Origin of the sequence: Fodinicola feengrottensis (assembly GCF_039530045.1) — a bacterium.
In the GTDB taxonomy this organism is placed as follows: domain Bacteria; phylum Actinomycetota; class Actinomycetes; order Mycobacteriales; family HKI-0501; genus Fodinicola; species Fodinicola feengrottensis.
In genome coordinates, this window is sequence record NZ_BAAANY010000037.1 from 86,363 (window position 1) to 109,251 (window position 22,889).

Annotated in this window: 21 protein-coding genes; 15 read left to right on the forward strand and 6 right to left on the reverse strand. The window is 67.1% G+C overall.

What is annotated here, in order from left to right:
• Positions 1 to 177 precede the first annotated feature (177 nt).
• The 5 genes from ABD301_RS35430 to ABD301_RS35450 are packed head-to-tail and all read right to left on the reverse strand — an operon-like array spanning position 178 to position 8,160.
• Positions 178 to 1,662, reverse strand: coding sequence for a flavin-containing monooxygenase (locus ABD301_RS35430; protein WP_163573588.1), 1,485 nt, complete (start codon positions 1,660 to 1,662; stop codon positions 178 to 180).
• The gene (locus ABD301_RS35435; protein WP_344314540.1) at positions 1,646 to 3,091 is read right to left on the reverse strand and encodes a class I adenylate-forming enzyme family protein; all 1,446 of its coding nucleotides are present in this window, start codon (positions 3,089 to 3,091) and stop codon (positions 1,646 to 1,648) included. The genes ABD301_RS35430 and ABD301_RS35435 overlap by 17 nt, the downstream gene beginning before the upstream one ends.
• Positions 3,088 to 5,334, reverse strand: coding sequence for a hydantoinase B/oxoprolinase family protein (locus ABD301_RS35440; RefSeq protein WP_344314541.1), 2,247 nt, complete (start codon positions 5,332 to 5,334; stop codon positions 3,088 to 3,090). Before ABD301_RS35440 ends, ABD301_RS35435 begins: the two co-directional genes overlap by 4 nt.
• Entirely contained in the window at positions 5,334 to 7,403 is a 2,070-nt protein-coding gene (locus tag ABD301_RS35445; protein WP_344314542.1) for a hydantoinase/oxoprolinase family protein, read from the reverse strand. The genes ABD301_RS35440 and ABD301_RS35445 overlap by 1 nt, the downstream gene beginning before the upstream one ends.
• 19 nt (positions 7,404 to 7,422) lie before the next feature.
• Entirely contained in the window at positions 7,423 to 8,160 is a 738-nt protein-coding gene (locus tag ABD301_RS35450; protein WP_163573591.1) for an SDR family NAD(P)-dependent oxidoreductase, read from the reverse strand.
• Positions 8,161 to 8,271: 111 nt separating this feature from the next.
• Between ABD301_RS35450 and ABD301_RS35455 the strand changes: the two genes are divergently transcribed.
• On the forward strand, positions 8,272 to 8,868 hold the full coding sequence (locus tag ABD301_RS35455) for a TetR/AcrR family transcriptional regulator (protein WP_344314543.1): 597 nt from the start codon (positions 8,272 to 8,274) through the stop codon (positions 8,866 to 8,868).
• A 317-nt stretch (positions 8,869 to 9,185) separates the two neighbouring features.
• Here ABD301_RS35455 and ABD301_RS35460 read toward each other — a convergent pair whose 3' ends face one another.
• Positions 9,186 to 9,875 carry an OsmC family peroxiredoxin gene (locus tag ABD301_RS35460; protein WP_344314544.1) on the reverse strand — a complete coding sequence of 230 codons (690 nt, stop codon included), beginning with the start codon at positions 9,873 to 9,875 and terminating at the stop codon, positions 9,186 to 9,188.
• 124 nt (positions 9,876 to 9,999) lie between these two features.
• Between ABD301_RS35460 and ABD301_RS35465 the strand changes: the two genes are divergently transcribed.
• The 14 genes from ABD301_RS35465 (at position 10,000) to ABD301_RS35530 (ending at position 22,888) form a co-directional block, all read left to right on the forward strand.
• Entirely contained in the window at positions 10,000 to 10,446 is a 447-nt protein-coding gene (locus ABD301_RS35465; RefSeq protein ID WP_344314545.1) for an OsmC family peroxiredoxin, read from the forward strand.
• The gene (locus ABD301_RS35470) at positions 10,446 to 11,219 is read left to right on the forward strand and encodes a cupin domain-containing protein (RefSeq protein ID WP_344314546.1); all 774 of its coding nucleotides are present in this window, start codon (positions 10,446 to 10,448) and stop codon (positions 11,217 to 11,219) included. Before ABD301_RS35465 ends, ABD301_RS35470 begins: the two co-directional genes overlap by 1 nt.
• A 24-nt stretch (positions 11,220 to 11,243) precedes the next feature.
• On the forward strand, positions 11,244 to 12,236 hold the full coding sequence (locus ABD301_RS35475; RefSeq protein ID WP_163573595.1) for an AraC family transcriptional regulator: 993 nt from the start codon (positions 11,244 to 11,246) through the stop codon (positions 12,234 to 12,236).
• Between the two features lie 118 nt (positions 12,237 to 12,354).
• Complete coding sequence (locus ABD301_RS35480; RefSeq protein WP_344314547.1) at positions 12,355 to 13,491, forward strand: aminotransferase class V-fold PLP-dependent enzyme; 1,137 nt, start codon at positions 12,355 to 12,357, stop codon at positions 13,489 to 13,491.
• A gap of 5 nt (positions 13,492 to 13,496) precedes the next feature.
• Positions 13,497 to 14,954, forward strand: coding sequence for an amino acid permease (locus ABD301_RS35485; RefSeq protein WP_344314548.1), 1,458 nt, complete (start codon positions 13,497 to 13,499; stop codon positions 14,952 to 14,954).
• An 87-nt stretch (positions 14,955 to 15,041) separates the two neighbouring features.
• Entirely contained in the window at positions 15,042 to 16,100 is a 1,059-nt protein-coding gene (locus ABD301_RS35490) for an Ldh family oxidoreductase (RefSeq protein ID WP_163573596.1), read from the forward strand.
• On the forward strand, positions 16,097 to 16,816 hold the full coding sequence (locus ABD301_RS35495) for an SDR family NAD(P)-dependent oxidoreductase (protein WP_163573597.1): 720 nt from the start codon (positions 16,097 to 16,099) through the stop codon (positions 16,814 to 16,816). Before ABD301_RS35490 ends, ABD301_RS35495 begins: the two co-directional genes overlap by 4 nt.
• 5 nt (positions 16,817 to 16,821) lie before the next feature.
• Positions 16,822 to 18,405 (forward strand): FAD-dependent monooxygenase, encoded by a 1,584-nt coding sequence (locus ABD301_RS35500; RefSeq protein ID WP_344314549.1) that lies wholly within the window; start codon positions 16,822 to 16,824, stop codon positions 18,403 to 18,405.
• Positions 18,402 to 18,995: a cupin domain-containing protein gene (locus ABD301_RS35505; protein WP_344314550.1), complete on the forward strand. Its 594-nt coding sequence runs from the start codon at positions 18,402 to 18,404 to the stop codon at positions 18,993 to 18,995. Before ABD301_RS35500 ends, ABD301_RS35505 begins: the two co-directional genes overlap by 4 nt.
• Positions 18,992 to 19,510, forward strand: a complete 519-nt coding sequence (locus ABD301_RS35510; RefSeq protein WP_344314551.1) for a cupin domain-containing protein — start codon at positions 18,992 to 18,994, stop codon at positions 19,508 to 19,510. Before ABD301_RS35505 ends, ABD301_RS35510 begins: the two co-directional genes overlap by 4 nt.
• 7 nt (positions 19,511 to 19,517) lie before the next feature.
• Positions 19,518 to 19,910 (forward strand): RidA family protein, encoded by a 393-nt coding sequence (locus ABD301_RS35515; protein ID WP_344314552.1) that lies wholly within the window; start codon positions 19,518 to 19,520, stop codon positions 19,908 to 19,910.
• On the forward strand, positions 19,907 to 20,767 hold the full coding sequence (locus ABD301_RS35520; RefSeq protein WP_344314553.1) for a fumarylacetoacetate hydrolase family protein: 861 nt from the start codon (positions 19,907 to 19,909) through the stop codon (positions 20,765 to 20,767). The genes ABD301_RS35515 and ABD301_RS35520 overlap by 4 nt, the downstream gene beginning before the upstream one ends.
• Complete coding sequence (locus tag ABD301_RS35525; protein ID WP_344314554.1) at positions 20,764 to 21,939, forward strand: monodechloroaminopyrrolnitrin synthase PrnB family protein; 1,176 nt, start codon at positions 20,764 to 20,766, stop codon at positions 21,937 to 21,939. The genes ABD301_RS35520 and ABD301_RS35525 overlap by 4 nt, the downstream gene beginning before the upstream one ends.
• Entirely contained in the window at positions 21,932 to 22,888 is a 957-nt protein-coding gene (locus tag ABD301_RS35530) for an amidohydrolase family protein (RefSeq protein WP_163573601.1), read from the forward strand. The genes ABD301_RS35525 and ABD301_RS35530 overlap by 8 nt, the downstream gene beginning before the upstream one ends.
• Position 22,889 lies beyond the last annotated feature (1 nt).

A 22,889-nucleotide genomic window follows, 5' to 3' on the forward strand; every position in this document is an offset into this window, starting at 1 on the left:
GTTGATCTTGTTCACTTTGCAAAGTAAGCAAGATCAACAACGAGTTCAGGTTGATCGCGCGCTTATCGCGCGCGCGTCAACTTACGTAATGAAAACCCGCCACCCGCCCCCCACCCTTCTGAAAGGGCGGGGGCTCAAAATTTCACCTGGGTACGACAGTTTTGCGCCGCACCCCCCTTAGCGCAGGTGGAAATTCGCGGTCCGTACGCGGTGAGTACGTCTGAGGAAAGCGATCGTCGTGTCTGGCCACAGGATCGTGTGCCGGCCGGTGCCGGGGTCCTGATACCAGCTGCGGCAGCCGCCGGATTGCCAGACGGTGCTCGCCATTCGCTGCTGGATCCACTCGTTGTAACTCGTCTGGACCTCGGCGCGGACCTCGATCGAGCGACCGCCGCGGCGGCGGACACGCTGGATGCAGTCCAGCAGGTGCCGGGCCTGGGCTTCGATCATCACGATTTGCGAGTTGTGGCCGAGGCCGGTGTTCGGGCCGGTCATCACGAACATGTTGGGGAAGCCGGTCACGGTGGTGCCGAGGTAGGCAGCCATCCCGTCCCGCCACGCGTCGGTCAGCCGGACGCCGTCGCGGCCGGTGATGGCCATCCGGGTGACGTTGTCGTGCGCGTCGAAACCCGTGCCGTAAATCAAAACGTCGGCCGGTACGACTGTCCCGTCGGCGGCCACCACAGCGTCCGGCCGCACCTCCCGCACCGACCCGGTGTGCACCGACACGTGCGGTCGCGTGAGAGCCGGATACCAGTCGTTGGAGATCAGCAGCCGCTTGCAGCCGATCGCGTAGTCCGGCGTCAGCAACTCCCGCAACGGCTCTGAGGGAACCTGGCGTTTCAGCAGGCCACGGGCATAGCGAGCGGTCTGGGCGAGTTTCGAAGGATCGCGTACGAAACCGGCCGCCCGGTTCTCGTGGATCCAGAACAGCCGCTTTCGCACGTACCAGCGATAAAGGCGGTGCCGCGGCTCCGTCGGCCGGTCCGCTTTGGGCAGGATCCACGGCGCGGTGCGCTGGAAGACGGCCATCGCCTCGACCTTGTCGACGATGGCGGGGACGAACTGGATGGCGCTCGCTCCCGTACCGATGACGGCGACCCGCTTGCCGGTGAGGTCGAGGTCGTGGTCCCAGTTCGCGGAATGGAAAGCGGGGCCGGCGAAGGTCTCGGCGCCAGGCAGCTTCGGTACGACTGGGTGGTGCAGCGCGCCGACCGCGGTGACCAGGAAACGCGTCCGGTAGTGCTCGCCGGCGGTGGTAATCACCTCCCACCGAGCGGCCGCCTCATCCCAGTCGGCGCGGGCCACCTGGGTGCCGAACCGGGTCCGGTCAGTGAGGCCGCGGCGACGGGCCACGTCGTGCAGGTAGGCCAGGATTTCCGGCTGTGGCGCGAATAGACGCGTCCAGTCGGATTTCTGGTCGAAGGAGTACGAGTAGAGCGGCGACGGGATGTCGCACGCGCAGCCCGGGTACGTGTTGTCCCGCCAGGTGCCGCCGAGGTCGTGGCTGGCCTCCAGGATCCGGAACGAGCGCAGGCCCGCCCGGTCCAGCAGTGCGGCCACCCCGAGGCCGCTGAAACCGGCGCCGATGATCAGCACGTCGAGCTCGTTGACGGGGGGAACGGTGTCCACGTCCCGCGCCGTCTCAGCCAGCGAGGTCATGTAACCGCCGTTTGAGGACCTTGCCCGACGGGTTTCGGGGAAGTTCGGTGACGAAGCGGAACTCGGCCGGCACCTTGAAGTCGGCGAGCAGTTCGGCGGCGTGTCTACGCAGGTCATCCACGTCCGGCGGGTCGCCAAGCGGGACGATCACCGCGCGGACCCGCTCGTCGAAAATCGGGTCCGGTACGCCGACGACGGCGACATCGGCCACGCCCGGGTGGGTGGCCAGCGCGGTCTCCACCTCGAGGCTGTAGATGTTCTCGCCGCCCCTGATGATCATGTCCTTGATCCGGTCGAGCACCCGTACGTAGCCGAGCGAGTCGACGCTGCCGACATCGCCGGTGTGCAGCCAGCCATCGACGAAGGTGGCGAGAGTCGCGTGCGGTTTGCCCCAGTAGCCGGCGGTGACGGCCGGCCCACGTACGCACAGCTCGCCGATCACGTCGCGCAGGTCCGCCGGGGCGTCCCCGTCCCGCGAGATGGCCACCTCCAGCCCCGACACGGGCCGCCCCACCGTGCCGGGGTTGGCCCGGTAGTCCGCACCGCCGGTGTAGGTGACGATCGAGGTCGCCTCGGTCAGCCCCCATACGTTGGCCAACCTGAGTTCGGGCAGCCGCTGCGCGATCTCGGCCGGGAACGACTCCGGCACCGGCGCGCCACCCATCGCGAACAGCCGCAACGTCGACAGGTCGGCGCTGCGGTCGCGGGCCAGGATCAGCCGCAGCATCGCCGGCACCCCGGCGAACACGGTGATCTTCTCGTCCGCGAGCGTGCGCGAGATGGTGTCCGCGACGAAGGCTGGTACGAGGACGCAGCAGGCGCCGGCCGACATGAACCCGATCAGCTGGGAGTTGATCCCGGTGGCGTGGAACAGCGGCGCCACCACCAGCGTACGGTCCGCCGCCGTGACACCGATCCGCTCGCGTACGCAGCGCGCGTTGAACAGCAGGTTCGCATGGGTCTGCATCGCTCCTTTGGGCACGCCGGTGGTGCCGGACGTGTAGAGGAGGTTGGCGACGTCGTCCGGAGCGCGCTCCAACCCTGCGATCATCGGCAGCGGGTGTTCGTGCAACAACGAGTCGAGAGGGCGCCACTGTGCATCCGCGGGGAGCCGCTCGACGAACGTGTCGTCCGTGATCACCAGCCTGGCGCCGCTGTCGGTCAGCACGTGCGCGATCTCCGGAGCGGCGAGGCGGGCGTTCACCAGCACCGCGATGCCGCCGGCGAGCTGGATACCGAAGTACGCCACCGCGTAACGCCAACCGTTCGGGAGCAGGATCGCGACCCGGTCACCGGGCTCGATGTCCAGCCCGGCGGCCACCCCTCGCGACCGCCGTACCAACTCGGGGTAGCTGAGCCGCTCGGTACCCTCGACGACTGCTTCGCCCGGGCCGTTGGCCTGCTCCATCAGCAGTTGGCTGAGGTTCATGCCAGCGACCCGATGACGATGTCGTGCAGCGCGGGGTCGCCGGACCGGACGATCTCGGAGTCGATCCGCCGGCCGGTGACCGGGCACAGGTATTCGCGGTAGACGATCTCCCAGCCGGCACGGCCTTCGCGGGTACGGTATTCGGGCTCGGTGCTGTGCAGCGGCCGTTCCAGCACGGCACAGCCGTCCTTGTAGTTGCCGCCGGCCGGAGCGAGGACGGCTCGACCGGTGGCCGACACGAACGCGCCGTCCTCTTCGCGGATCGCCAGCTCACCGGCCAGTACGCGGATGGTCGCGTCGGCCGGCGCGGTCTGGATTTCGGCTGGTACGACAGCCGCCGCCAACCGTTCGGCGAGGCGGTCGGCGCGTACGGCAGCAGTGTCGCCGTCGACCACGCCGTAGACGCGGGCGGCCGTGTCGGCGCTGATCGCGCCCGCGGCGATGTCGGCGCGTACTTGCTCGGGATCGCGGGCCAGCGGGTCGCCGAAGCCGACGCCGTTGCCGCCGGTCCATTCCCACATGGCGTCCGCGCCCATCATGAGCAGCGGGCCCTTGGCCTCGACGGGCGGCTCCAGGCCGGCGGTCGCGTCGAAGTCGAGGGTGACCTCGCCGCTGGCGAACTTGGAGACCACGTCGGTGCCGTGCTTGAGCCGGAAGTGGCCGGCCGAGCCGGGGTTGGCGCCGAACGTACCAACCGCCTTCGGGAACGACTCGTCGACGTACGCGGCCGCGGCCATGCCGGGCACGGTCCACGGGATGCCAGCCTCGACGAACCCGCGTCCGCCGCGGAACTTGCCGGCTCCGTCGGCGCCGGTGGGGAGCGCGCGGCGGTAGAGGAACAGCATCGGCCAGAGCAGCTCAAGCTCCTCGATATTGCTGGCCGTACCTTCGGGAATCCAGAAATGGCCGCCGAAGTCGACGCCGTCGCCGGCCGGTGAGGCGCTCAACGCGCCGATCATGTTGTCGGCGTTGGTGGCGATGAACGGAGTTCCGTCCGGATGCATGCCACCGGCGATCAGACCGTAGAACGACGGATGCGCGGGACCGATCGCGAGCCGCGCGACCTCTGGTTCGGCGCAGGCGAGCATCTTCGAGATCACCGAGCCGGAGAGGCTGATCAGCGTCTCCATCGTGTAGATGCCGGACGGGCTGACCGCGGCCGGGAAGTCGGCGCAGGACAGCGTGCCGGGGGTGGGATCGAAGTGGACTCGGCGGTAGACGCCTCCGTACGCGCCGGCCAGGTCAGCGGTCAGCGACGCGGTCAGCGCGGCCAGAAAAGCGCCCGAGAAGCCGGCGTACGTGACGTTGATCGAGCCGGTCTGCGGATCGGTGCCAGCGTTGTCGACGTAGAGGTGACCGCCTTCTTTGCGGACGGTGATCTGGTACGCGTACGCGCCGGCGTCTCCGGTGTGCGCGGCCTCCTGGTAGAGCCGGTGGCTCCACTGCCCGTCCGGCACCTTCGCCAGCCGCTCGTCGATCGTCTTCTCACCCGCGTCCAGGACGCGGTTCATCACGGCCTTGACGACCTCGGCGCTGTACCGCTCGACCAGCGCGGTGACCTTGCCGGCGGCCACGAAGTTCGCCGAGATCGCCGCGCGCAGGTCCATGTGCACGTTGGTGGGCAGCCGGGACTGGCGCAGGAACATCTGCTCCAGGTCCTTGCGTACGTGCCCGCCGCTGACCAGTTTGAACGGCGGGAAGGCCGGCGGATCCGCGAAAATATCGGTCGCGTCCATGCAGAAACTGCCCATCACGGAGCCGCCGACATCGGCGTGGTGCAGCACGTTGGAGACCCAGCAGAACAGCTCATCGCCGACGAACACGGGTGCCGCCACGATCGTGTCGGGCTGGTGTGGGGTGCCGACGTACGGGTCGTTGGACACGTACATGTCGCCAGGCTCGATGCCCGGATCGTCGGCCCGGTTCTCCAGGATCCACTTGATCGTCAGCGACTGGGCGTTGGAGAAATACTGCAGGTACGGGCCGAGGAAGACCAGGTCGCCGGTCTCGGTGGTGATCGACGGCTGGAAGTCCCGGGTGATCATGGTGACCGGTGAGACGCACAACCGTTGCAGCGTCTGGCCGTGCTCCAGGTTGGTGTTGAGCAGGCTGTAGCGGATGACCTCGAAGGTCACCGGGTCCACGGCTTCGGCGGCCGCGGTGTGCAGGCGCAGCGACTCGGGGATGGTCAGCTCGTCGGCGGGGATGTAACTGCGGGCGACGCCGTCCCAGGTGATGGCCATCAGGATTCCTTCAGGGTCAAAGTGAGCACGCCGTCGCCGCCGCGCAGGGTGGCGCCGATGGGCACGGCGATGGTGGTGTGGGCGAGCTCGACCAGCGCCGGGCCAGCGACGGTGTCCGCTGGTACGCCGGTGTGCACGGCGGTGGCGGTCCAGCCCAGGCCCGGCCAGTAAACGTCCGTCGACACCGCGTCGGCGCCGTCCGTGGCGGCCGCCTTGGGCGTTGGCAGTGCGGCCGCGACGCTGGCGCGAGCCCGCAGCGCGAACACCTCGACGGCCTGGAACAGCGCGGTCCCGCCGGAGCCGTAGCGGCGGACGTACTCGGCGTCGAAAGCGGCGAGCAGTCCGGCGCCGGTGTTCGGTCCGGCCGGCAGCTCGACGGGGATCTCCAGACTGTGCATCAGCTGCTCGCGGAACCGCATCAGCGCCTCGACCTCGACCTTCACCTCGCCGGAGACTCCGGCGGCGGCGAGGTCGGCGCGTACGGCCGCCTCGACCTCGGCAACAGCGGCGGCCAGCGCATCGCCGTCGAACGGAGCGAGGAAGCCGCGTTCCAGCTCGTGGTAGAGGACCGTGTCGCCGGCCGCGATGCCGTACGCGGACAGTGTCGACGCGCCATTGCCGAGGGGGATGACCACCTCGCGTACGCCGATCTCGGCCGCATAGCCGAAGGCGTGCACCGGGCCGGCGCCCCCGTACGCGTAGAGGACGAAGTCGCGCGGGTCGTGGCCGCGTTCCAGCGTCTGCTGGCGGACCAGCGAGGCCGCGCGCATGTTGTTGATCTCCAGGATGCCGGCCGCGGTGTCCTCGACCGAGAGGTTCAGCTGTTTGGCCAGCCGTTCCACCGCGGCGACGGCGGCGTCGCGGTCCAGCGGCATCCGCCCGTCCAGGAAGGCGGCTGGGCGGAGCAGGCCGAGGACGACATCGGCGTCGGTCACGGTCGGCTCGCTGCCGCCGCGCCCGTAGCAGGCCGGGCCGGGTTCGGAGCCTGCGCTTTGCGGGCCGACCCGCAGGCCGCTGGTGGCCTTGTCGAAGCGGGCGATGGTGCCGCCGCCGCAGGCGATCGTACGAACGTCCAGGTGCGGGAGCCGGTACGTGTACTGGTCGATGACGTTTTCGTCGGCGAGCACCGGCTTGCCGTCGATGACCAGCCCGATGTCGAACGAGGTGCCGCCCATGTCGGTGGCCACCACCTTGTCGTGCCCGTACGCGGCGGCGAGGGTCGCGACGCCGGTGAGTCCGCCGGCCGGGCCGGAGTCGATGGTGCTCAGCGAGGTCGCCGCGGCAGCTTCGGCGGGAAGTACGCCCCCGTTGGACTGCATGACGAGCAGCGGTGTCTGTAGTCCAGCGCCGGCGAGACGCTCGGCGAGGCTGGTCAGGTAGCTGGAGCAGGCCGGTCCGACGTACCCGTTGATCACGGTGGCGACGGTGCGCTCGAACTCGCCGAGCCGCGGCGAGACCGCCGAGGAACGCGAGAGATAGAGCTCTGGCGCCGCCGCGGTCAGCGCGTCTACCAGGTCTTTTTCGTGTGCCGGGTTGGCGAAGGACCAGAGCAGCGCGATCGCGATCGAGTCGAGATTGTGCGTACGGACGAGTTCGGCTACCTCGCGGACGGCGCGTTCCACGTCCAGCGCGACGACGACGTCACCGCGGGCGTCCACGCGTTCGTGCAGCTCCAGAACGGCGCGGGGTTCGATCAGTGGCGCCGGGAGCCGGCTGCCGTGGACGGAGAAGACCTCTTCGATGGAGCGGCCGGCGACCCGGCCATGGCCGCGCATCAGGGTGAGCGCGTCGCCGTGGCCGGCCGTCGCGACCAGCCCGACGCGCGCGCCCGTACGCTCCAACACAGCGTTGGTGCCGATCGTGGTGCCGTGGCCGAAGCGGGTCGTGCCGGCGAGCAGGTCATGTAAGGGAATCCCGGCGGCCTCGGCGAGCAGGCCGAGGGCTTCGAGCACGCCAGCGGCCGGGTCGGCCTTGGTCGAGAGCGCCTTGCTGGTGACGTGCCGGCCGTCCCCGTCGACCAGCACGCAGTCGGTGAAGGTGCCACCGATGTCCACACCGATGCTGTACATCAGATCTCCTCGTTGATCGCTAGCGGTGCAGGCCGGAGCGGCCGAGGCCGCCGCCGCCATCGAGCCGAAGTGCCTGGCCGGTCGTGTAGCCGGCGGCGGGTGAGAGCAGGTAGATCACGGTGCCGACGACTTCACCGAGTGAGGCGACCCGACCCATCGGTACGTCGGCGAGCAGTCGTTCCGTGGTGTCGGGCGGCAGGCCGAGCACCTTCGGGGTGGCGATCAGCCCGGGCACCACGGCATTGACCCGGATGCCGGCGCCGATCCATTCGGCGGCGAGCGTACGAGTGAGCCCCAGCACGCCGGCCTTGGAAGCGGCGTACGAAGCCTGCCCGGGCAACCCGTCCTGCGCCGACAATGAGGAGAACAGCACGATGGCGGCCAATGGTGCTTCCCGTAGGGCCGGAAAGGCTGCCTGCGCAACGAAAAACTGTGCCGTCAGGTTCGCCTCGACATCGCCGCGAAAGGCCGCCGCCGGAAAGCGGTCGGCCCGGTGAATCGTGTCGACGACCCCGGCCGCGCCGACCAGCGCGTCGAGCCCGCCCATCCGTTCCACGGCCGTACGCACCGCGGTCCCGGCCGCCACCTCGTCGGTCAGATCGGCGGTGAGGTTCGCGTCCGTGCCAGGCCGATCGACGCCGACAACCGCCGCTCCGAGCTTGGCCAACGCCTCACAAAGCGCCCGGCCCACGCCTCCCGAGGCGCCCGTCACCAGGACTCGCGCTCCGGGCTCCGGCACCGTCGACCAGTCCGCCATCGGCTCTCCTCAAGCTCAGTGTCGATCGCTCGATCGACACGGATGTTAGACCGGGGTTGTGTCACTCGTCAATGTCGATCGATCGTTCGACACGGTTGGTAGGGTTGTGTCGTGGCCAGGAAACGATCACTGGACGACGGCCCGGTGCTGCGCGCGGAGATCCTCGCGACGGCGTCCCGGCTGTTCTACGAGCGCGGGTACGACGCCACGTCGATCCGCGACCTCGCCGACACTGTCGGCATCTCGTCGTCCACGATGTATCACCACTTCGCGAACAAGCAGGACATCCTTTACGCGATCATCGTGCCGTTCATGCAGGACTTCGACGCGGCGATCGTCCCGATGCTGCGCGACGGCACCCGGTCGCCCGAAGACCGTCTCGCGCAAGCCGCCCGACTGCACGTGGAAATCGCCGACGACCGCCGCCCCGAGCTGCTGACCGGCAACCCGTTCCGCAACGCGCTGACGCCCGATCAGCTCCGCCAGACGGTCGCTTTGCAGCAGACGTACCACGACGCCGTACGAGACGTGATCGTCGAAGGCTGCACCTCCGGCGCCTTCGCCACCGAGGACGTGGAACTCACCACGATGGCCATCCTCGACATGCTCAACGGCGTACGCGAATGGTTCCGCAAAGACGGCCGCCTCACCCGCGACGAACTCGTCGCCCGCTACCAACGCATGATCGCCCGACTCTTGCATCCATAGCAGCCGGATCGTCGAGTGTGGAACAAAATCCCGCACTCGACGCCGAGAGCGGGTCAAAGTCCCACAGTCAACATCCCGACCCCACCGAGCCAGTTACTCCCCATTCACCTACACGTCTCTCGCACACCCGAAGTACCCGCTACGGCGCGAAATTGTCGTACGTGTCTGTTTTTCTTTCCCCCTCCCTTTGAACGGGCGGGGGGTGGGTAGAGAGGCAAGGACTAATTTTTAGTTGGACATCGGTCCTCAAACCCGCCCCCCACCCGTCACTGGGTGGGGGCGATTTTTCGGACTGGGTACGACAGTTTTGCGCCCCACTAGTCGGATTCGGAGAAGGAGACCAGGCGGGCGTCGAGTCGGGCTGGTACGGCGGCGAGGGCGCGGGCGACCAGGCAGTGTCGTTTGGTGTTCTCCGCCAGTAGTTGGAACTGCTGGTCACCAATGGCCGCCACCACCGCCTCGCAGCGCAGTTCGATGTCGCTGAGGTCGACGCCGGTCGCGCTGATCTCGTTTCTGACCTGGGCGAAGGTCTCGATCCGGGACGGCTGGAAGCCGGCGGCGTCCAGGTCCGCGGCCAGCGCCATCGAGAAGCAGCCGGCGAAGGCCATCCCGAGCAGTGCCTCCGGGCTGCCAGCCTCGGCGCCCGGGTTGTCCCGGTGCGCGAGGTCGTAGGGGACCTTGACACCGCCCTTGATCATCACCCCCGATCCCGACTTCTCGGTGCCGTTCCACACCGCCTGGCCGGTATGTGCGACGGCCTTGCTGGGGCCGGCGTTGTCGCTGGTCAAAAGGTCGGCGGGGGACAGGTCGAGGGCGTTGGCGAGGACCAGCAGCGCGCGTAGCGAGGGCGCTCGCTCGCCCTGCTCGAGGCGATAGAGATGGACTTCGCTGAGGCCGGTCACGCTCGCCACGTCGACCAGCCGCATCCCGCGCTCATGACGCGCGGTACGCAACTTGGTCGCCATCGACGACAGCTGCGCGTCGATCTGCGACTCGTCCAGTGCCACGGGTTTCCTTCCGCCGGCTGCCTGCTGACCTCCCAGGATGCCTGTGGAGCAAGTGATAGGCAAGTACTTGACTCACAGGCAAGCGATAGGCAAGCTGGGTCCACCAATCCGTAAGGAGAACGCCATGGGAATTCGCGTACGCCGGCGCGCCGAAGCTCAGTGGACGGGTCCCGTACCCACCGGCAAGGGCCACATCCGTACCGGCAGTCGGGCGCTGGACAGCGACTACTCGCTCCGCTCACGCGAGTCCGACGACGCGCCGCTGAACACCAACCCCGAAGAACTGATCGGCGCCGGCATCGCCGGCTGCTTCGCGATGTCGGTCGCGAACCTGCTCGAGGAAGGCGGCTTCGCGGACGTCGAGGTGACCGCCAACGCAGCGGTGCTGCTGGAGCAGACCGACGCCGGGTTCCGGATCACCGAGATCAGCCTGTCGGTGACCGGCTCGGCCGCCGCGCTCGCCGACGACGACTTCGCCCGGATCGCGGACCGGGCCAAGCGCACCTGTCCGGTGTCGTTGGCGCTGGCCGGTACGACCGTCACACTGGAGTCGACGAAGGTGGTGGGCTGATGGGCTCGCGCTTTGTGGTGTACGCGCCGGACATTGCACCGCGGCAGGAGCCGGGCAGCCCGGTGCGGGTCCGGCCGGTTCTGACCGAGTCGTTCGGCTGTACGTACCTCACCGAGACGGTCCTCTCGATCGACGCCGGGACGACCTCGTCGTACGAGTCAGGTGACCACGAGGAGCTGCTGTTCGTCCTCGCCGGAAGCGGACACCTCGTGGTTGGCGACGGCCCGGCGCAGGAGTTCGGGCCGGAAAGCGGCATCTACATCGGTCGCGGTGAGACGTACCAGCTGCAGATCACCGAAGCCGCCGAGATCGTCAGCGTACGGGTGGCGGATCCGGCCGGCGATGACGTTCCGGCCGGCGACCGGCGAACGGTCTCGCCGCTGGACGCGCAGGAGGTCGGCAAGGCGACGGCCGGGCGCGAATACCGGGTGCTGGCGAACCCCTCCACCGGATTCCGGTCCGGCACGCATTTCGTCGGCGACGTGCCGACCGGCGAGCTGGCCCCGTTGCACTACCACCTCTACAACGAGGTCATCTATGTTCTGAAGGGCACCGGGATCCTGCACATCGATGGTGAGCACAACCCGATCTATCCGGGCGCGTGCATCCATCTCCCGGCGCGCACCCTGCACCAGGTCGAGAACACAGGCGATGTCCCGATGCTCGAAGTGGCGGTGTTCGTGCCAGCCGGGTCCCCGGCCGCCGCTTACCTGCCGGACGGAACCAGCGCGTATCCCGCTGTGCCCGACGACCCGCAGGGTGGTGTCCTGTAAAGGACAGGCGGTGAAGGAGTGGTCATGGGCGTTGTCGAAGACTCGGGACCGCCGGTCCCGGCGCTCTCGCTGGCCTGCCACGAGGTCATCGACACGACGGACGTGGAAGAGGCTCGGCTGGTCGGCAGCCGGATCTTTCGCAACCACCAGCTGACGCCCGCGTCGGACCACTCGACCTTTCGTGCCGTGCTTCGCTCCACCACCGTCGGCGGGATGACGCTGACCTATGTCGACTACCGCGCCGGCGTACGTATCGTCACCACCGCACCGGCCAGCGGTTTCCTCGTGCACGTGCCGCTGACCGGGCGAGCGGACATCACCTGCGGCCGTCATGTGGCGATCTCGGATCCGGCGACCGCGGTGGTGGTTGACCCTTCCGAACGCCTCGACATGACGTGGGCGACCGGGACTCCGCAGATGATCGTACGCATCGACCGCGAACGTCTGGAACAACACCTGCGCCGCACGCTGGACCGGACTTTGGACCGGCCGCTGCGGTTCGGGCTCGGCATGGACCTGACCTCCGAAGCCGCCCGGCGGTGGCTCAACATCATGAACCTGATGCTGCGTGAGGTGTCCGTCTCGGCAGCCGAACCAGCGGCGCTGGAACACTTGGAAGCGTTGGTCTTCCAGCGTTTCCTGCTCGCACAGCCGAATACGTACAGCAACGCGTTACGGGTGGAGCGCTCGGTCGCGCCCAGGGTTATCCAGAAGGCGATGTCGCTGATAGAAAACCATTCCGCCGAGCAGTTGACCGTCGAGGACATCGCCGAGGCGGTCGGTGTCGGGGTTCGTTCCCTGCAGTCCGGATTCCGGCGTTTCGCTGACACCACACCGATGAACTATCTGCGGGACGTACGACTTCGGCAGGTTCATGCAGCGCTGAAAGCCGCGGATCCGGCCACCGGGAACGTCACCGAGGTCGCGCTGCGCTGCGGATTCCTGCACGCCGGCCGGTTTGCCGTGCAATACCGCGAACGCTTCGGCGAGAAACCGTCGACCACGCTTCGCCGATAACCACGTGATGTGCGCGACATGGATAGCGCGCACGCCACCTGGATAGCGACACGTCTACCGTCGCCGTACGCTCCTGACACCCCAAGGCACTCGTGTTTTATGGACGAGAGGGAAAACAGTGCCCACTCCCGAAGAATTCAGGTCGCGCTTTCCGGGCCTGCGGGACCTGACCTATCTGGCTTCCTGCAGCCAGGGAGCGTTGTCTGACACGCTGGCCGCAGCGCTCCTGGAATACCAACGCACGCTGCTCCAGTACGGCGCGCCGTGGGAGCGGTGGACCGCCGAGGTCGACCTCGCCCGTCAGCACTTCGCTGACCTGATCCACGCCAGCGTCGACGAGATCGCGGTGCTGCCGTCGGTGTCGGCGGCCGCGTACCAGGTGGCGTCGACCCGGGACTGGAAGTCGCGCTCCCGGATCGTCAGCACCGACCTGGAATTCCCCTCAGTTGCCCATGTTTGGCTGGCGCAGCGCGGAAACGGCGCGCAAGTCTCATATGTCGAGGATCGGTCAGGTGTGGTCCATGCCGAGGACTACCAGGCTTTGATCAACGAGAGCTGCGGGCTGGTTTCGGTGCCGCTGAACTCGTATCGCAATGGCGTAAGGCTGCCGGTCAAGGAAGTCATCGAAACAGCGCGAGCCGCCGGTGCGTTGACGTTCGTCGACGCTTACCAAGGCGCCGGCGTGGAGCCGATCGACGTACGAGAGCTCGGCTGCGACTTCCTGGCCGCCGGTTCGCTCAAATACCTGCTCGGCATTCCGGGAATCGCTTTTCTCTATGCACGGGAAGGTGTTCTGGACGATCACGAGCCGCCGGCGACTGGCTGGTTTGGTCGGCGGAACCCGTTCGCCTTCAATCCGCGCGAAATCGACTATCCGGCGAACGCGCGACGGTTCGAAAGTGGCACGCCGGCGATCCCGGCCGCCTATGGCGCGGTCGCTGGCATGCGCGTACTGAGTGAACTCGATCAGGACACGGTTCGTACGCATGTGGGGAAACTGAGCCAATACGCCCACGACACGCTGGTCGCGGACGGGGAGCGGCTGGGGTCACCCGCCGACGCAGCACTGCGGGGACCGCAGGTGGCGATGCTGGACGCCAACCCGAACGAGCTGGCCGGCTATCTCGCCGGCCGCGGCATTGTCACCAGCCCACGCGGTGAGCTGCTGCGGATCGCCCTGCACTACTACAGCGCCGTCGAAGACATAGACGTCCTCGCTGCCGCCATTCGCGAGTATCGACGAACCGGAGGATGACGGCCATGGAGGTCACCGGAGTGGCTCAGGAATCGCTTGAGGATTCACCGAAAGATCCGGCGGCGCTGCATCGACGTCTCACGTCCCGCCAGCTCACCATGATCGGCATTGGCGGCGCTATCGGCACCGGCTTGTTCCTTGGATCGACGCTCGCGATCAGCCACGCCGGCCCATCGGCCGTCATCGCGTACGTCCTCTGTGGACTGATCGCGCTGGTCATTTCCTGGGCGCTGGCCGAAATGGTGGTGGTGCATCCCGACGCCGGCGCGTTCGGCACCATCGCGCACTCGTACGTTGGCGCCTGGGCTGGTTTCGTCATCCGTTGGACGTATTGGTTCGGCCAGGTCATCGCCATCGGCGGCGAAGTGGTCGCGGCCGGCATCTACATCCAGTTCTGGTGGCCGCAGGTTCCGCTCTGGATTCCAGTGGTGGCGTTCTCGGTCGTCATTCTCGGCGTCAACGCCTCGATGGTGAGCATTTTCGGTACGCTCGAATACTGGTTCTCCATGATCAAGGTCACCGCGATCGCTGTTTTCGTGATCCTCGGAGTGGTCCTGATCTTCTTTGGTCTGCCGGGTCAACCCGCGCACGGCCTGTCCAACCTGACCTCGCATGGTGGATTCTTTCCCAACGGTGTCAGTGGTCTCGGCCTGGCCATGGTCTTCGCGCTGTTCAGCTACATCGGCACCGAGGTGGTCTCGGTGACCGCGGCCGAGTCGAAAAACCCGCGCCACGACATCCCCAAGGCTGCCCGGCAAATGGTCCTGCGGATGGGATTGTTCTACGTCCTGGCCATCCTGGTCATCGTCACGGTGGCACCGTGGACAGTGGCGGCCCAAGGTGGCACGTTGGGTTCCAGCCCATTCGTGAGAGTCTTCGCCGCCGCGAATATTCCGGCCGCCGCCGGCATCATGAACTTCGTGGTGATCACCGCCGCGTTGTCCAGTGCGAACACGAATCTGTACGTGACGACTCGGATGATGCATTCGCTCGCGCTGCACAGACTCGCTCCCCGTTGGACCGGAAGACTGACCAGGCGCGGTGTCCCGCGAAACGCGCTGGTGCTGTCGGCGCTGGGCATGGCCGCCGCGACCCTGCTGTCCGTACGACAGAATTCGCAAGCATATCTGGTGATTTTCGGGGTCGCGCTGTTCGCCGCGATCGTGGTCTGGATTCTGATCCTGGTCACCCATTTCGTCTTTCGGCTTCGGCGTACCAAACTCGGACTGCCGGACTCGCCGGTCCGGCTGCTGGGTGCCCCGGTGACCTCAGGAGTGGCCGCGGTGTTCCTGACGGCGGTGCTGCTGTCCACGTTCTTCGTGCCGGGCCTGGACCCGGCCTGGAAATTCGGGATCCCGTTCTTTGTCCTGCTGTTGGCCATTTACGCGGTGGTGCGCCGCCGCACTCAAGGCGACAAGAACCTGCTGACGGCGGAGCTCGAACGCCACCAGAACCTCCCATAACCAGCGGTGCGCACGGGATGCGGGATCCGGACAGAACCAGCGTTGTCGGGATATCGGGTGGGTCGGTGCGCGCTTAGCGTTGCTGGCATGACCAAGCCGACTGTGACCGAGTCCGCGGTGGTGACCGCGGCCCGGCTGACCAGCGAAATCGAGAAGATCTTTGGCGCCCTCGGCTATTCGCCGGCGGCCGCGCGGACCGTTGCCCAGTCGTTGGTCGACGCGGATCTTCGGGGCGTGGCCTCGCATGGCGCGCTGCTGGTGCCCATGTACGTGGAGCGCATTCGGAGCGGCTCGGTGAGCCGCTCCGAATTCGCCGAGGTGGTCCAGGATTTTGCTGCGGTGGCCGCCCGGCACGGGCTCGGTCAACTCAGCGGCGACCAGGCGATGCGGATGGCGATCGAGAAGGCGCACGACTTCGGGATCGGCGCGGTCGTCGTACGGCACGCGTTCCACTTCGGCGCCGCCTTCCGGTACGCGAAAGCGGCGGCCGACGCCGGGTATGTGGGTCTGGCGGCGGCGAACACCCGGCCGCTGATGCCGGCGCCGGGCGGTGCGCGACCGGTCGTGGGTAACAACCCGCTGGCCGTCGCGGTACCGCTGCCGGACTCCCCGCCCATCGTGCTCGACATGGCGCTTTCTGAGGCGGCGTTGGGAAAGATCCGGCTGGCCGGGCAGGAAAGCCGGGAGATCCCGGCCACCTGGGCGACCGACTCCACCGGTGCACCGACCACGGATCCGGTGGCCGCGCTGGCCGGGATGCTGTTGCCGACCGGCGGCCCGAAAGGGTACGGCCTCGCGTTGATCGTCGACGTACTCACCGGTGTCCTGTCCGGCGGTGCCTTTGGCAGTGACGTACGTGGTTTGTACGCCAACACCGCGGTGCCCAACGACTGCGCGCATTTCTTCCTGGCGATCAATCCGGCGGCTTTCGGTCCAGCCGCGGATTTCGGCCGCAATGTGCGTCGGCTGGCTGACGAAGTCGTCGGGTCGCCCACCAGACCCGGCACGGACCGGGTCTTCCTGCCCGGCCAGGTCGAGTACGAGCGCGCCGAGGCCACCGCTGAGTCGGGCATTCGGATCAGCGGCAGCGTTCTCGCGGCACTGCGCGAAACAGCTGAGAGCGTCCAGAACGGAGCCAGTCGATGAAGACAAGTTTTGACGCCACTGGCGAGGTTCTCGTGGTCACTGGCGGCGCGAACGGCATCGGCGCGGCGCTCGCCCGCGGGTTTGTCGAGGCCGGCGGAAACACCGCGATCCTGGATATCGTGCGGAGCCCCGACATCGACGGCCTTTCGCAGTATCAGGTCGACGTCTCGGATCGCGATGCCGTATTCGCCGCGATCGAGGCAATAGTCGCCGAACATGGCCGCGTCGACGCCCTGGTGTGCGCCGCCGCGGTTCAGCCGCGTACCGAGGTGGCCGACATGGATCCCGCGCAATGGCGGCGCACGCTCGCCATCAACTTGGACGGAGTCGTGTGGGCCTGCCAGGCTGCGCTGCCGCACATGATCGAGCAGCGCCGCGGCTCGATTTTGGTGTTCGCGTCGGGATTGGCGCACCTGGGCCGGGCGCAGGCTTCGGCGTACGCGGCCAGCAAAGGCGCGCTGATCTCGTTTGCCAAATCGTTGGCGGCCGAGGTGGCGCAGCACCGGATCCGGGTCAACACGGTGTTTCCCGGCGTGATCGACACCCCGCAGTTTCGGGCCGCCAACCCGGACGGGCCCGAGCGCGCGCATTGGGCTGCCACCACCGGAATCGGTACGCCTGAAGATGTCGTGGGGCCGCTGCTTTTCCTGCTGTCGGACGCCGCCACCATGACCGGTTCCACCCTCACCCGTGACCGTGCCTACCCGAAGGAGTGAGTCGGATGCCTCAGAATCCGGTGATCGTCGCCGGCGGCGGCCCGGTCGGCCTGATCACCGCGCTCGGCTTGGTCCATTACGGGATCGAAGTGGCTGTTTTCGAGGAAGATGACCAACTGTCGTTGGACACCAAGGCCGGCACAGTTCTCACCCGTACGGTCGAGGTCCTCGACCGGTACGGCGCCGCGCAGGACGTGCTCGCCGCTTCGCTGCGGATCGACGAGATCGGCGACATCGACCGCGCCACCGGGACGGCCAGAGCCAGCGTGTACACCGGCGCACTCGCCGGCGACACCCGGTTTCCCTTTGTCATCAACATTCCCCAGCACCATTTGGAACCGGTGTTGCGGGACCGGCTGGAGCAGGTCGCACCTGGGAGCGTCCACATGGGACACCGGGTGACCGGATTTTCCCAGAGCGCGGACCACATCGACGTCACGGTCGAGTCGCCAGAGGGCGCCAAGACGGTACGCGGCAGCTATTTGCTCGCCTGCGACGGTGGTCGTTCGCAACTGCGGGAGGCGCTCGGCATCGCGGTCGAGGGACACACCCTGGCGCAGCGATACATGCTCGTGGACCTTGAGGTCGACCTGGATGAGGCCAATCCGCGGGACTACCCGTATCTGGCCTATTTCGGTGATCCGCGGGAATGGATGATCCTGGTCAGGCAGCCGCACTGCTGGCGGTTTCTCTATCCGTTGGAACCCGGACAACCCGAGCCCGACCGGGCGGAGCTGACGGCGAAGGCCCAGCGGTTTATCGGTGATGTCGACGGTCTGCGAGTGTTGGGCACCAATGTCTATCCGGTCCACCAGCGGGTCGCCAACCGGTGGCGAGACGGCCGAATTTTCCTGATGGGCGACGCCGCTCATCTGATTACCCCGATGTGGGCGCTTGGACTCAATACCGGGGTGCTGGATGCGTCGAATCTGCCGTGGCGCCTCGCCTGGGTGTTGCGCGGCTGGGCGGATCAGCGGCTGTTGGACGGGTACGAGCGGGAGCAGTCGCCGGTGGCGATCCGCGGGTCGGGGGAGATGGCCGAGGCGGCCCGGGCGTACATGGACCGGCGGTCCAGCGAGGTGTCGGCGATGGCCGGTGGGCGTTGGGGGGTGGCGGTGACCCGGTCGTTGTTGGGCGTACGGCTGGATGTGGATGGCCGTGGCGACTGGTCGATGATCGCTTCCGGCGACGCGCCGCAGCCGGTCGGCACCGGCGACCGGCTGCCGGACGTACCGGTTTTCGGTCCGCGCGGCCAGGTCTGGCTGCATGATCTGACTCGCGACTCGTTCGTCGCTTTCTATTTCACCGATGTACGCCGCCGCCCGCGGATTCCCACCGCCGAGGTTCCCGGCCTCAGCCGCCATTTGGTGAGCCGCTGGGACGCGCCATTGGACTCCGGCCTGCGAGACCGCGCGTTGTTCGATCCGGGAGAGCGTGCCACCCACCGGATCGGTGTCCTTCCCGACACCGCTGTGTTGGTACGGCCCGACGGCCACGTGGCGGCGATCGTACCGATTGACCCGACCGACGAGACCAAAGATCCGGTCCGTGACATTTACGTCCAGATAACGCAAGGAGCGACCCGATGACCGCCGGCCAGATCGTGGAATCGCCCAGTGGCGAGAAAGTCGTGCTCGGCGAGATCGGGCAAACCATCCTGTTGGACAACTCGCGGATCCGGATCTGGGAAGTGGCGCTGGAACCCGGCCAGACGCAGCCGTGGCATCTGCACCACAACCCCTATCTCGTGGCGAACCTGGAATCCTCGCCGTGCCATATGGACTGGCTCAATGGCGATCCGGCCCGCTTTCTCGAAGAAACCGTGGGTGGGGTCATTTTCCGGCCACCATCGCCGGTGCACATGCTCACCAACGATGGCGACCGGTCGTACCGCAACCGGCTCGTCGAGCTGAAGGACCTCGGTGAGGAAGCGGTGGGCGACTCGACGACCGGATCGCCCGGAGCTCCACTTTCCGGGCTGCCGGTGGTCTTCGAGAACGAGGAAGTTCGGGCGTACAGCGTCGAACTGGGACCTGGTGAGCGGCTGGCGCTGTCGCCGGACAGCGCGGCGTACGTGTGGATCGGACTCGCTGGCGGTGAAGTGTCGTACGAGCCAAGCGAACTCACCGAGGGCGTCGGCCGGCTGGTCGAGCTGAAATATCTGGGGGAGCGGCGATGACTTTCGTGACACCGAAACCGGACGGGATCGGCGACGACGAGTGGGCCGCCAACGTGTCCGAACCTGCCGCATACTCGGGCGAAGCACCGGACCGCTCTCGCGAGCACACCGAGGCCGGGCCGAACGGCGAGGTTCTTGGTCGCTTCCGGGAAATTCTGTTGCACACCAAGGATCTGAACTGGGTGGACAAGACCCTGGCCGGCCTGTCTCACAAGATGCTGTGGCGGGACGATACCTCCGGTGCCTCCATCGCGTTGGTTCGGTTCCAACCGGGTGCGGGGATTCCGTCCAGGCATTCGCACGCGTCGAACCAGTTCATGTTCTGCCTGCGTGGTCGCTACACGTACGTGCCGACCGGTCTGACGTTGACCGAGAGCTCGTTCTACTGGAATCCGAAGGGAAGTCTGCACGGTCCCACCCGCGCGGACGAGGAGACCGTGCTGCTGGAGATCTACGACGGCCCGCACTATCCGACCCAGCCCGACTGGTATTCCAGTTCCGCCGACGCCCGCTGAGGAAATCATGCCGAAGAACGAAATCGTGTCCGACCAGCTGGCTGTCCCGAACGGGCATTTCGCGCAGGCCACCGTCGCCGGACCCGGCCGGTTGGTGTTCATCTCCGGAATGACCGCCCGCAACACCGAGGGCGGCATCACCGGCGTCGGTGACATCACCGCGCAAACCCATCAGGTGTGCCAAAACCTGCGAGCCGCCATTCAAGCCGCTGGCGGCACGCTGGAGGACATCGCCCGGGTCGATGTGTACGTACGAGACATGAACGACTTCGACGCCATCCATGCCGTACGACGCCAGTACTTTACCGGCGTCGCACCGGCTTCGACCATGGTCGAGGTGTCCAGGTTCGTGAAAGAGGAATATCTCATCGAGATCAACGCCATCGGAGTGCTGTCATGAAACTTGCCACCGCGATCGTCGACGGCGAACGGCGGCTCGGCGCGATCACGTCCGATGACACCGAAATCGCGTTGCTCCCAGGATCTCTCGATGACGTCGTCCGCAGCGGCACCCTGGAATCCGTACGCGACGCGGCCGCGCAGGCGCCGACGATCGCGCTGGCGGGCATCCGGCTGGCAGCGCCACTGAGCCGCTTCAACCGGGACATCCTGTGCACCGGCTGGAACTACTGGGACCATTTCGAGGAATCCAAGGGCAAACGAGAAGGCCAGGATCCGGCCGAGGCGCCGAAGCACCCGACTTTCTTCACCAAAGGCCCGGACACCGTCATCGGCCCCGCCGACGACATCGCGTACGACCCGGACCTGTCGGCGAAATGGGACTACGAAGCCGAAGTCGTGCTCGTCATCGGCCGCGACGGACGTGATATTCCCGAAGAACAGGCCTGGGAGCACGTTTTCGGGTTCTGTGTCGCCAACGACGTGTCGCAGCGCGACCTGCAACGTGCCCACGGCGGTCAGTGGCTCAAAGGCAAAAGCATCGACGCGACCATGCCGCTCGGGCCGTGGATCACCACCACCGACGAGATCGACGACCCGTACGGCTTGCAAATCCAATGCGAGATCAACGGCGAGCTGCGACAAGACGCGTCAACAAAACAAATGGCCTTCCGCTTCGAGCGACTCATCGCCGAACTGAGCCGCGGCATGACCCTGCGAGCCGGGGACGTGCTGCTCACCGGCACGCCCAGCGGCATCGGAAATGCCCGTGACCCGCAGGTTTTCCTTGCTGAGGGCGACCTGGTGGTGACCCGCGTCCGCGGTCTGGGCACCCTGGCGAACCGGCTGACGCGATGAGTCTCGTCGCCTCGATCAACGACCTCGAACAGTGGATCCGCGGCGAGTTCACCGTGCTCAACACCGAGCTGGAGGAGATCTACTTCGGTGCGAAGGCGATCATTCTCGACGGCCGCGCTGATGTTGACGCGCTGACCCGGCGCCTCGTACGGGACGGTGGATCCCTGATCAGCGAGGTCACCGAGCATCGGGAGCTGCCGCCGGACGCCGGTGCTCGTTATGAGCTGTTGGGGATGGTTGGCTTTTATCTCGGCGCTTGCCGCCGGCACGAAGTGGAGCCCGACCAGGCACAGTTCGCGCCGCTCGCACAGGCATTGGCCGCGTCGCTGGAAGTGGCGCCCCGGTTTTCGTCCGCCCACCAGCATATCCACAACCGGGCGGTCGCCGGGGTGTTCTACCGTTTCACCACGTTGGACAGCGAGCGCATTTTCCTGACGTACAACGGGTTGGCCGTGATGGCGTACCGCCGCGCCGCGCACGCGCTGCTCAGCATTCCCACGCTGGGCGTCTCGAATCCGTTGGCCACCTACCATTTCGCGGACGCGGTGGCAGCGCTGCGGGACGTGGTGCACTATCACCAGCTGCTCGCGGACGAGCTCGACCGCGACCGCTTCTTCTACAACATTCGGCCGTATTTCAAGAGCTATCGCGTCGGCGCCCGCGAGTTCCGGGGTGCGAACGCCGGAGATTTCGCCGCTGTCAACGCGATCGACGTGTTGCTCGGGCTGTGTTCGCCGCACGACTCGTTCTACCAGTGGGTGCTCGCCGACAAATACCCATACCTCGCCCCTGAGGACCAGATCGCGCTCCGCGCGCTCGTGACCACCGAGTCACTGCTGGATCTGCTTGTCCGTGAGCTGGAGGCTGGGCCGGTGAATCCACCGCTGCGAGAGAATGCCGAGCTGTTTCTGAGCGCCTGCAAGCAACACGGCGCCGCGACGGTCTTTCACCATCAGAAACTGGTGATCCCGTATTTGCAGGAGCCGGCGGCCAACGTCTCCGAAGAACGTCAGTCGGACATGACGGCCAGCGGGCCGCCGCTGGCGGATGTCATCGAGACTTTGGCTCAGCTGCGGGATTTGCGGGCGGCCCGGCAGCGCCCGGGCCTGGTGACGGCCGGTGCGAAGCTCGACCGTGTCCGGGTGCTCCTGGGGAGGTCCGCAGATGGCTAGCACCGATGTCCACACTCACTTGGCGCCCATTTTGCCGGGTACGACCGAAGGAGTCGAGGAAGCCGGCGATGGCCGGCTCGTCGTGGACGGCCACCGGGTCGGCGCCCCCGGGCTGTACGACGCTGAGCGACTCGCCGGGCACCTGGTGGAGAATGGCGTGGACCGGGCATGGGTGTCGGCGCCGCCACCCTTTTACCGACAGTGCTTGGAATCTGAGCAGAGCCGCAGCTGGGTACGGGCCTTGGACGACGGCCTGCGCGCCCGCCTGGACGGCCAGCAGACGCTCGACCGGTTGACGTACTTGCCATTCGACCGGCCGCGGGTCGCTCTCGAGCTGGTCGAGGACATCGACGACTCGGTGGGCTGGACCGCATCGGCGGGCGGCGGCTCGGTCGCCCTCGACGACCCGGCGCTGGAACCCCTGTGGTCCGCGCTGAGCGCGCTGCGCAAACCCCTCCTGCTGCACCCCGGTGAGTCGCCCGACTCGCGGATGGACCTGCACTACCTGTCGAACTTGTTGGGAAACCCGGTCGAGACCGGACTCGCGACCGCCGAACTCGTGCTCGGCGGCGTTCTCACCCGGCACCCGGACCTCAAGATCATCCTGGTGCACGGCGGTGGCGTCGTACCAGCGGTCGTCGGCCGGTGGTCGCGCGGCGTCGCCACCCATCGACCGGGCATCGCGCCGGGCATCGCGGACCCCGCCATCACCGTCCGCCAGCTCTGGAGCGACTGCCTCGCGCACAGCCCGGCGGTCGTCGACCTCGCGCTGGCGACCTTCGGGGCGGACCACCTCCTGCTGGGCAGCGACTATCCGTTCCCGATGGGCCTCGAGGATCCGTACGAGGCGCTTGCCCATCTCTCGCCCGAGCTACGGCATCGCATCGCCACCAACGTCGAGAACGGCCTGATTGGGCCGACACGAACGCGCAGCGGGGAGAGTACGTAGG

Coding starts and splice junctions, on each gene's coding strand:
- ABD301_RS35445 (WP_344314542.1), bottom strand. CDS start 7,403: ATGTACAGCATCGGTGTGGACATCGGTGGCACCTTCACCGACTGCGTG.
- ABD301_RS35525 (WP_344314554.1), top strand. CDS start 20,764: ATGAGTCTCGTCGCCTCGATCAACGACCTCGAACAGTGGATCCGCGGC.
- ABD301_RS35440 (WP_344314541.1), bottom strand. CDS start 5,334: ATGGCCATCACCTGGGACGGCGTCGCCCGCAGTTACATCCCCGCCGAC.
- ABD301_RS35495 (WP_163573597.1), top strand. CDS start 16,097: ATGAAGACAAGTTTTGACGCCACTGGCGAGGTTCTCGTGGTCACTGGC.
- ABD301_RS35520 (WP_344314553.1), top strand. CDS start 19,907: ATGAAACTTGCCACCGCGATCGTCGACGGCGAACGGCGGCTCGGCGCG.
- ABD301_RS35450 (WP_163573591.1), bottom strand. CDS start 8,160: ATGGCGGACTGGTCGACGGTGCCGGAGCCCGGAGCGCGAGTCCTGGTG.
- ABD301_RS35530 (WP_163573601.1), top strand. CDS start 21,932: ATGGCTAGCACCGATGTCCACACTCACTTGGCGCCCATTTTGCCGGGT.
- ABD301_RS35470 (WP_344314546.1), top strand. CDS start 10,446: ATGGGCTCGCGCTTTGTGGTGTACGCGCCGGACATTGCACCGCGGCAG.
- ABD301_RS35465 (WP_344314545.1), top strand. CDS start 10,000: ATGGGAATTCGCGTACGCCGGCGCGCCGAAGCTCAGTGGACGGGTCCC.
- ABD301_RS35490 (WP_163573596.1), top strand. CDS start 15,042: ATGACCAAGCCGACTGTGACCGAGTCCGCGGTGGTGACCGCGGCCCGG.
- ABD301_RS35430 (WP_163573588.1), bottom strand. CDS start 1,662: ATGACCTCGCTGGCTGAGACGGCGCGGGACGTGGACACCGTTCCCCCC.
- ABD301_RS35510 (WP_344314551.1), top strand. CDS start 18,992: ATGACTTTCGTGACACCGAAACCGGACGGGATCGGCGACGACGAGTGG.
- ABD301_RS35500 (WP_344314549.1), top strand. CDS start 16,822: ATGCCTCAGAATCCGGTGATCGTCGCCGGCGGCGGCCCGGTCGGCCTG.
- ABD301_RS35515 (WP_344314552.1), top strand. CDS start 19,518: ATGCCGAAGAACGAAATCGTGTCCGACCAGCTGGCTGTCCCGAACGGG.
- ABD301_RS35485 (WP_344314548.1), top strand. CDS start 13,497: ATGGAGGTCACCGGAGTGGCTCAGGAATCGCTTGAGGATTCACCGAAA.
- ABD301_RS35505 (WP_344314550.1), top strand. CDS start 18,402: ATGACCGCCGGCCAGATCGTGGAATCGCCCAGTGGCGAGAAAGTCGTG.
- ABD301_RS35435 (WP_344314540.1), bottom strand. CDS start 3,091: ATGAACCTCAGCCAACTGCTGATGGAGCAGGCCAACGGCCCGGGCGAA.
- ABD301_RS35475 (WP_163573595.1), top strand. CDS start 11,244: ATGGGCGTTGTCGAAGACTCGGGACCGCCGGTCCCGGCGCTCTCGCTG.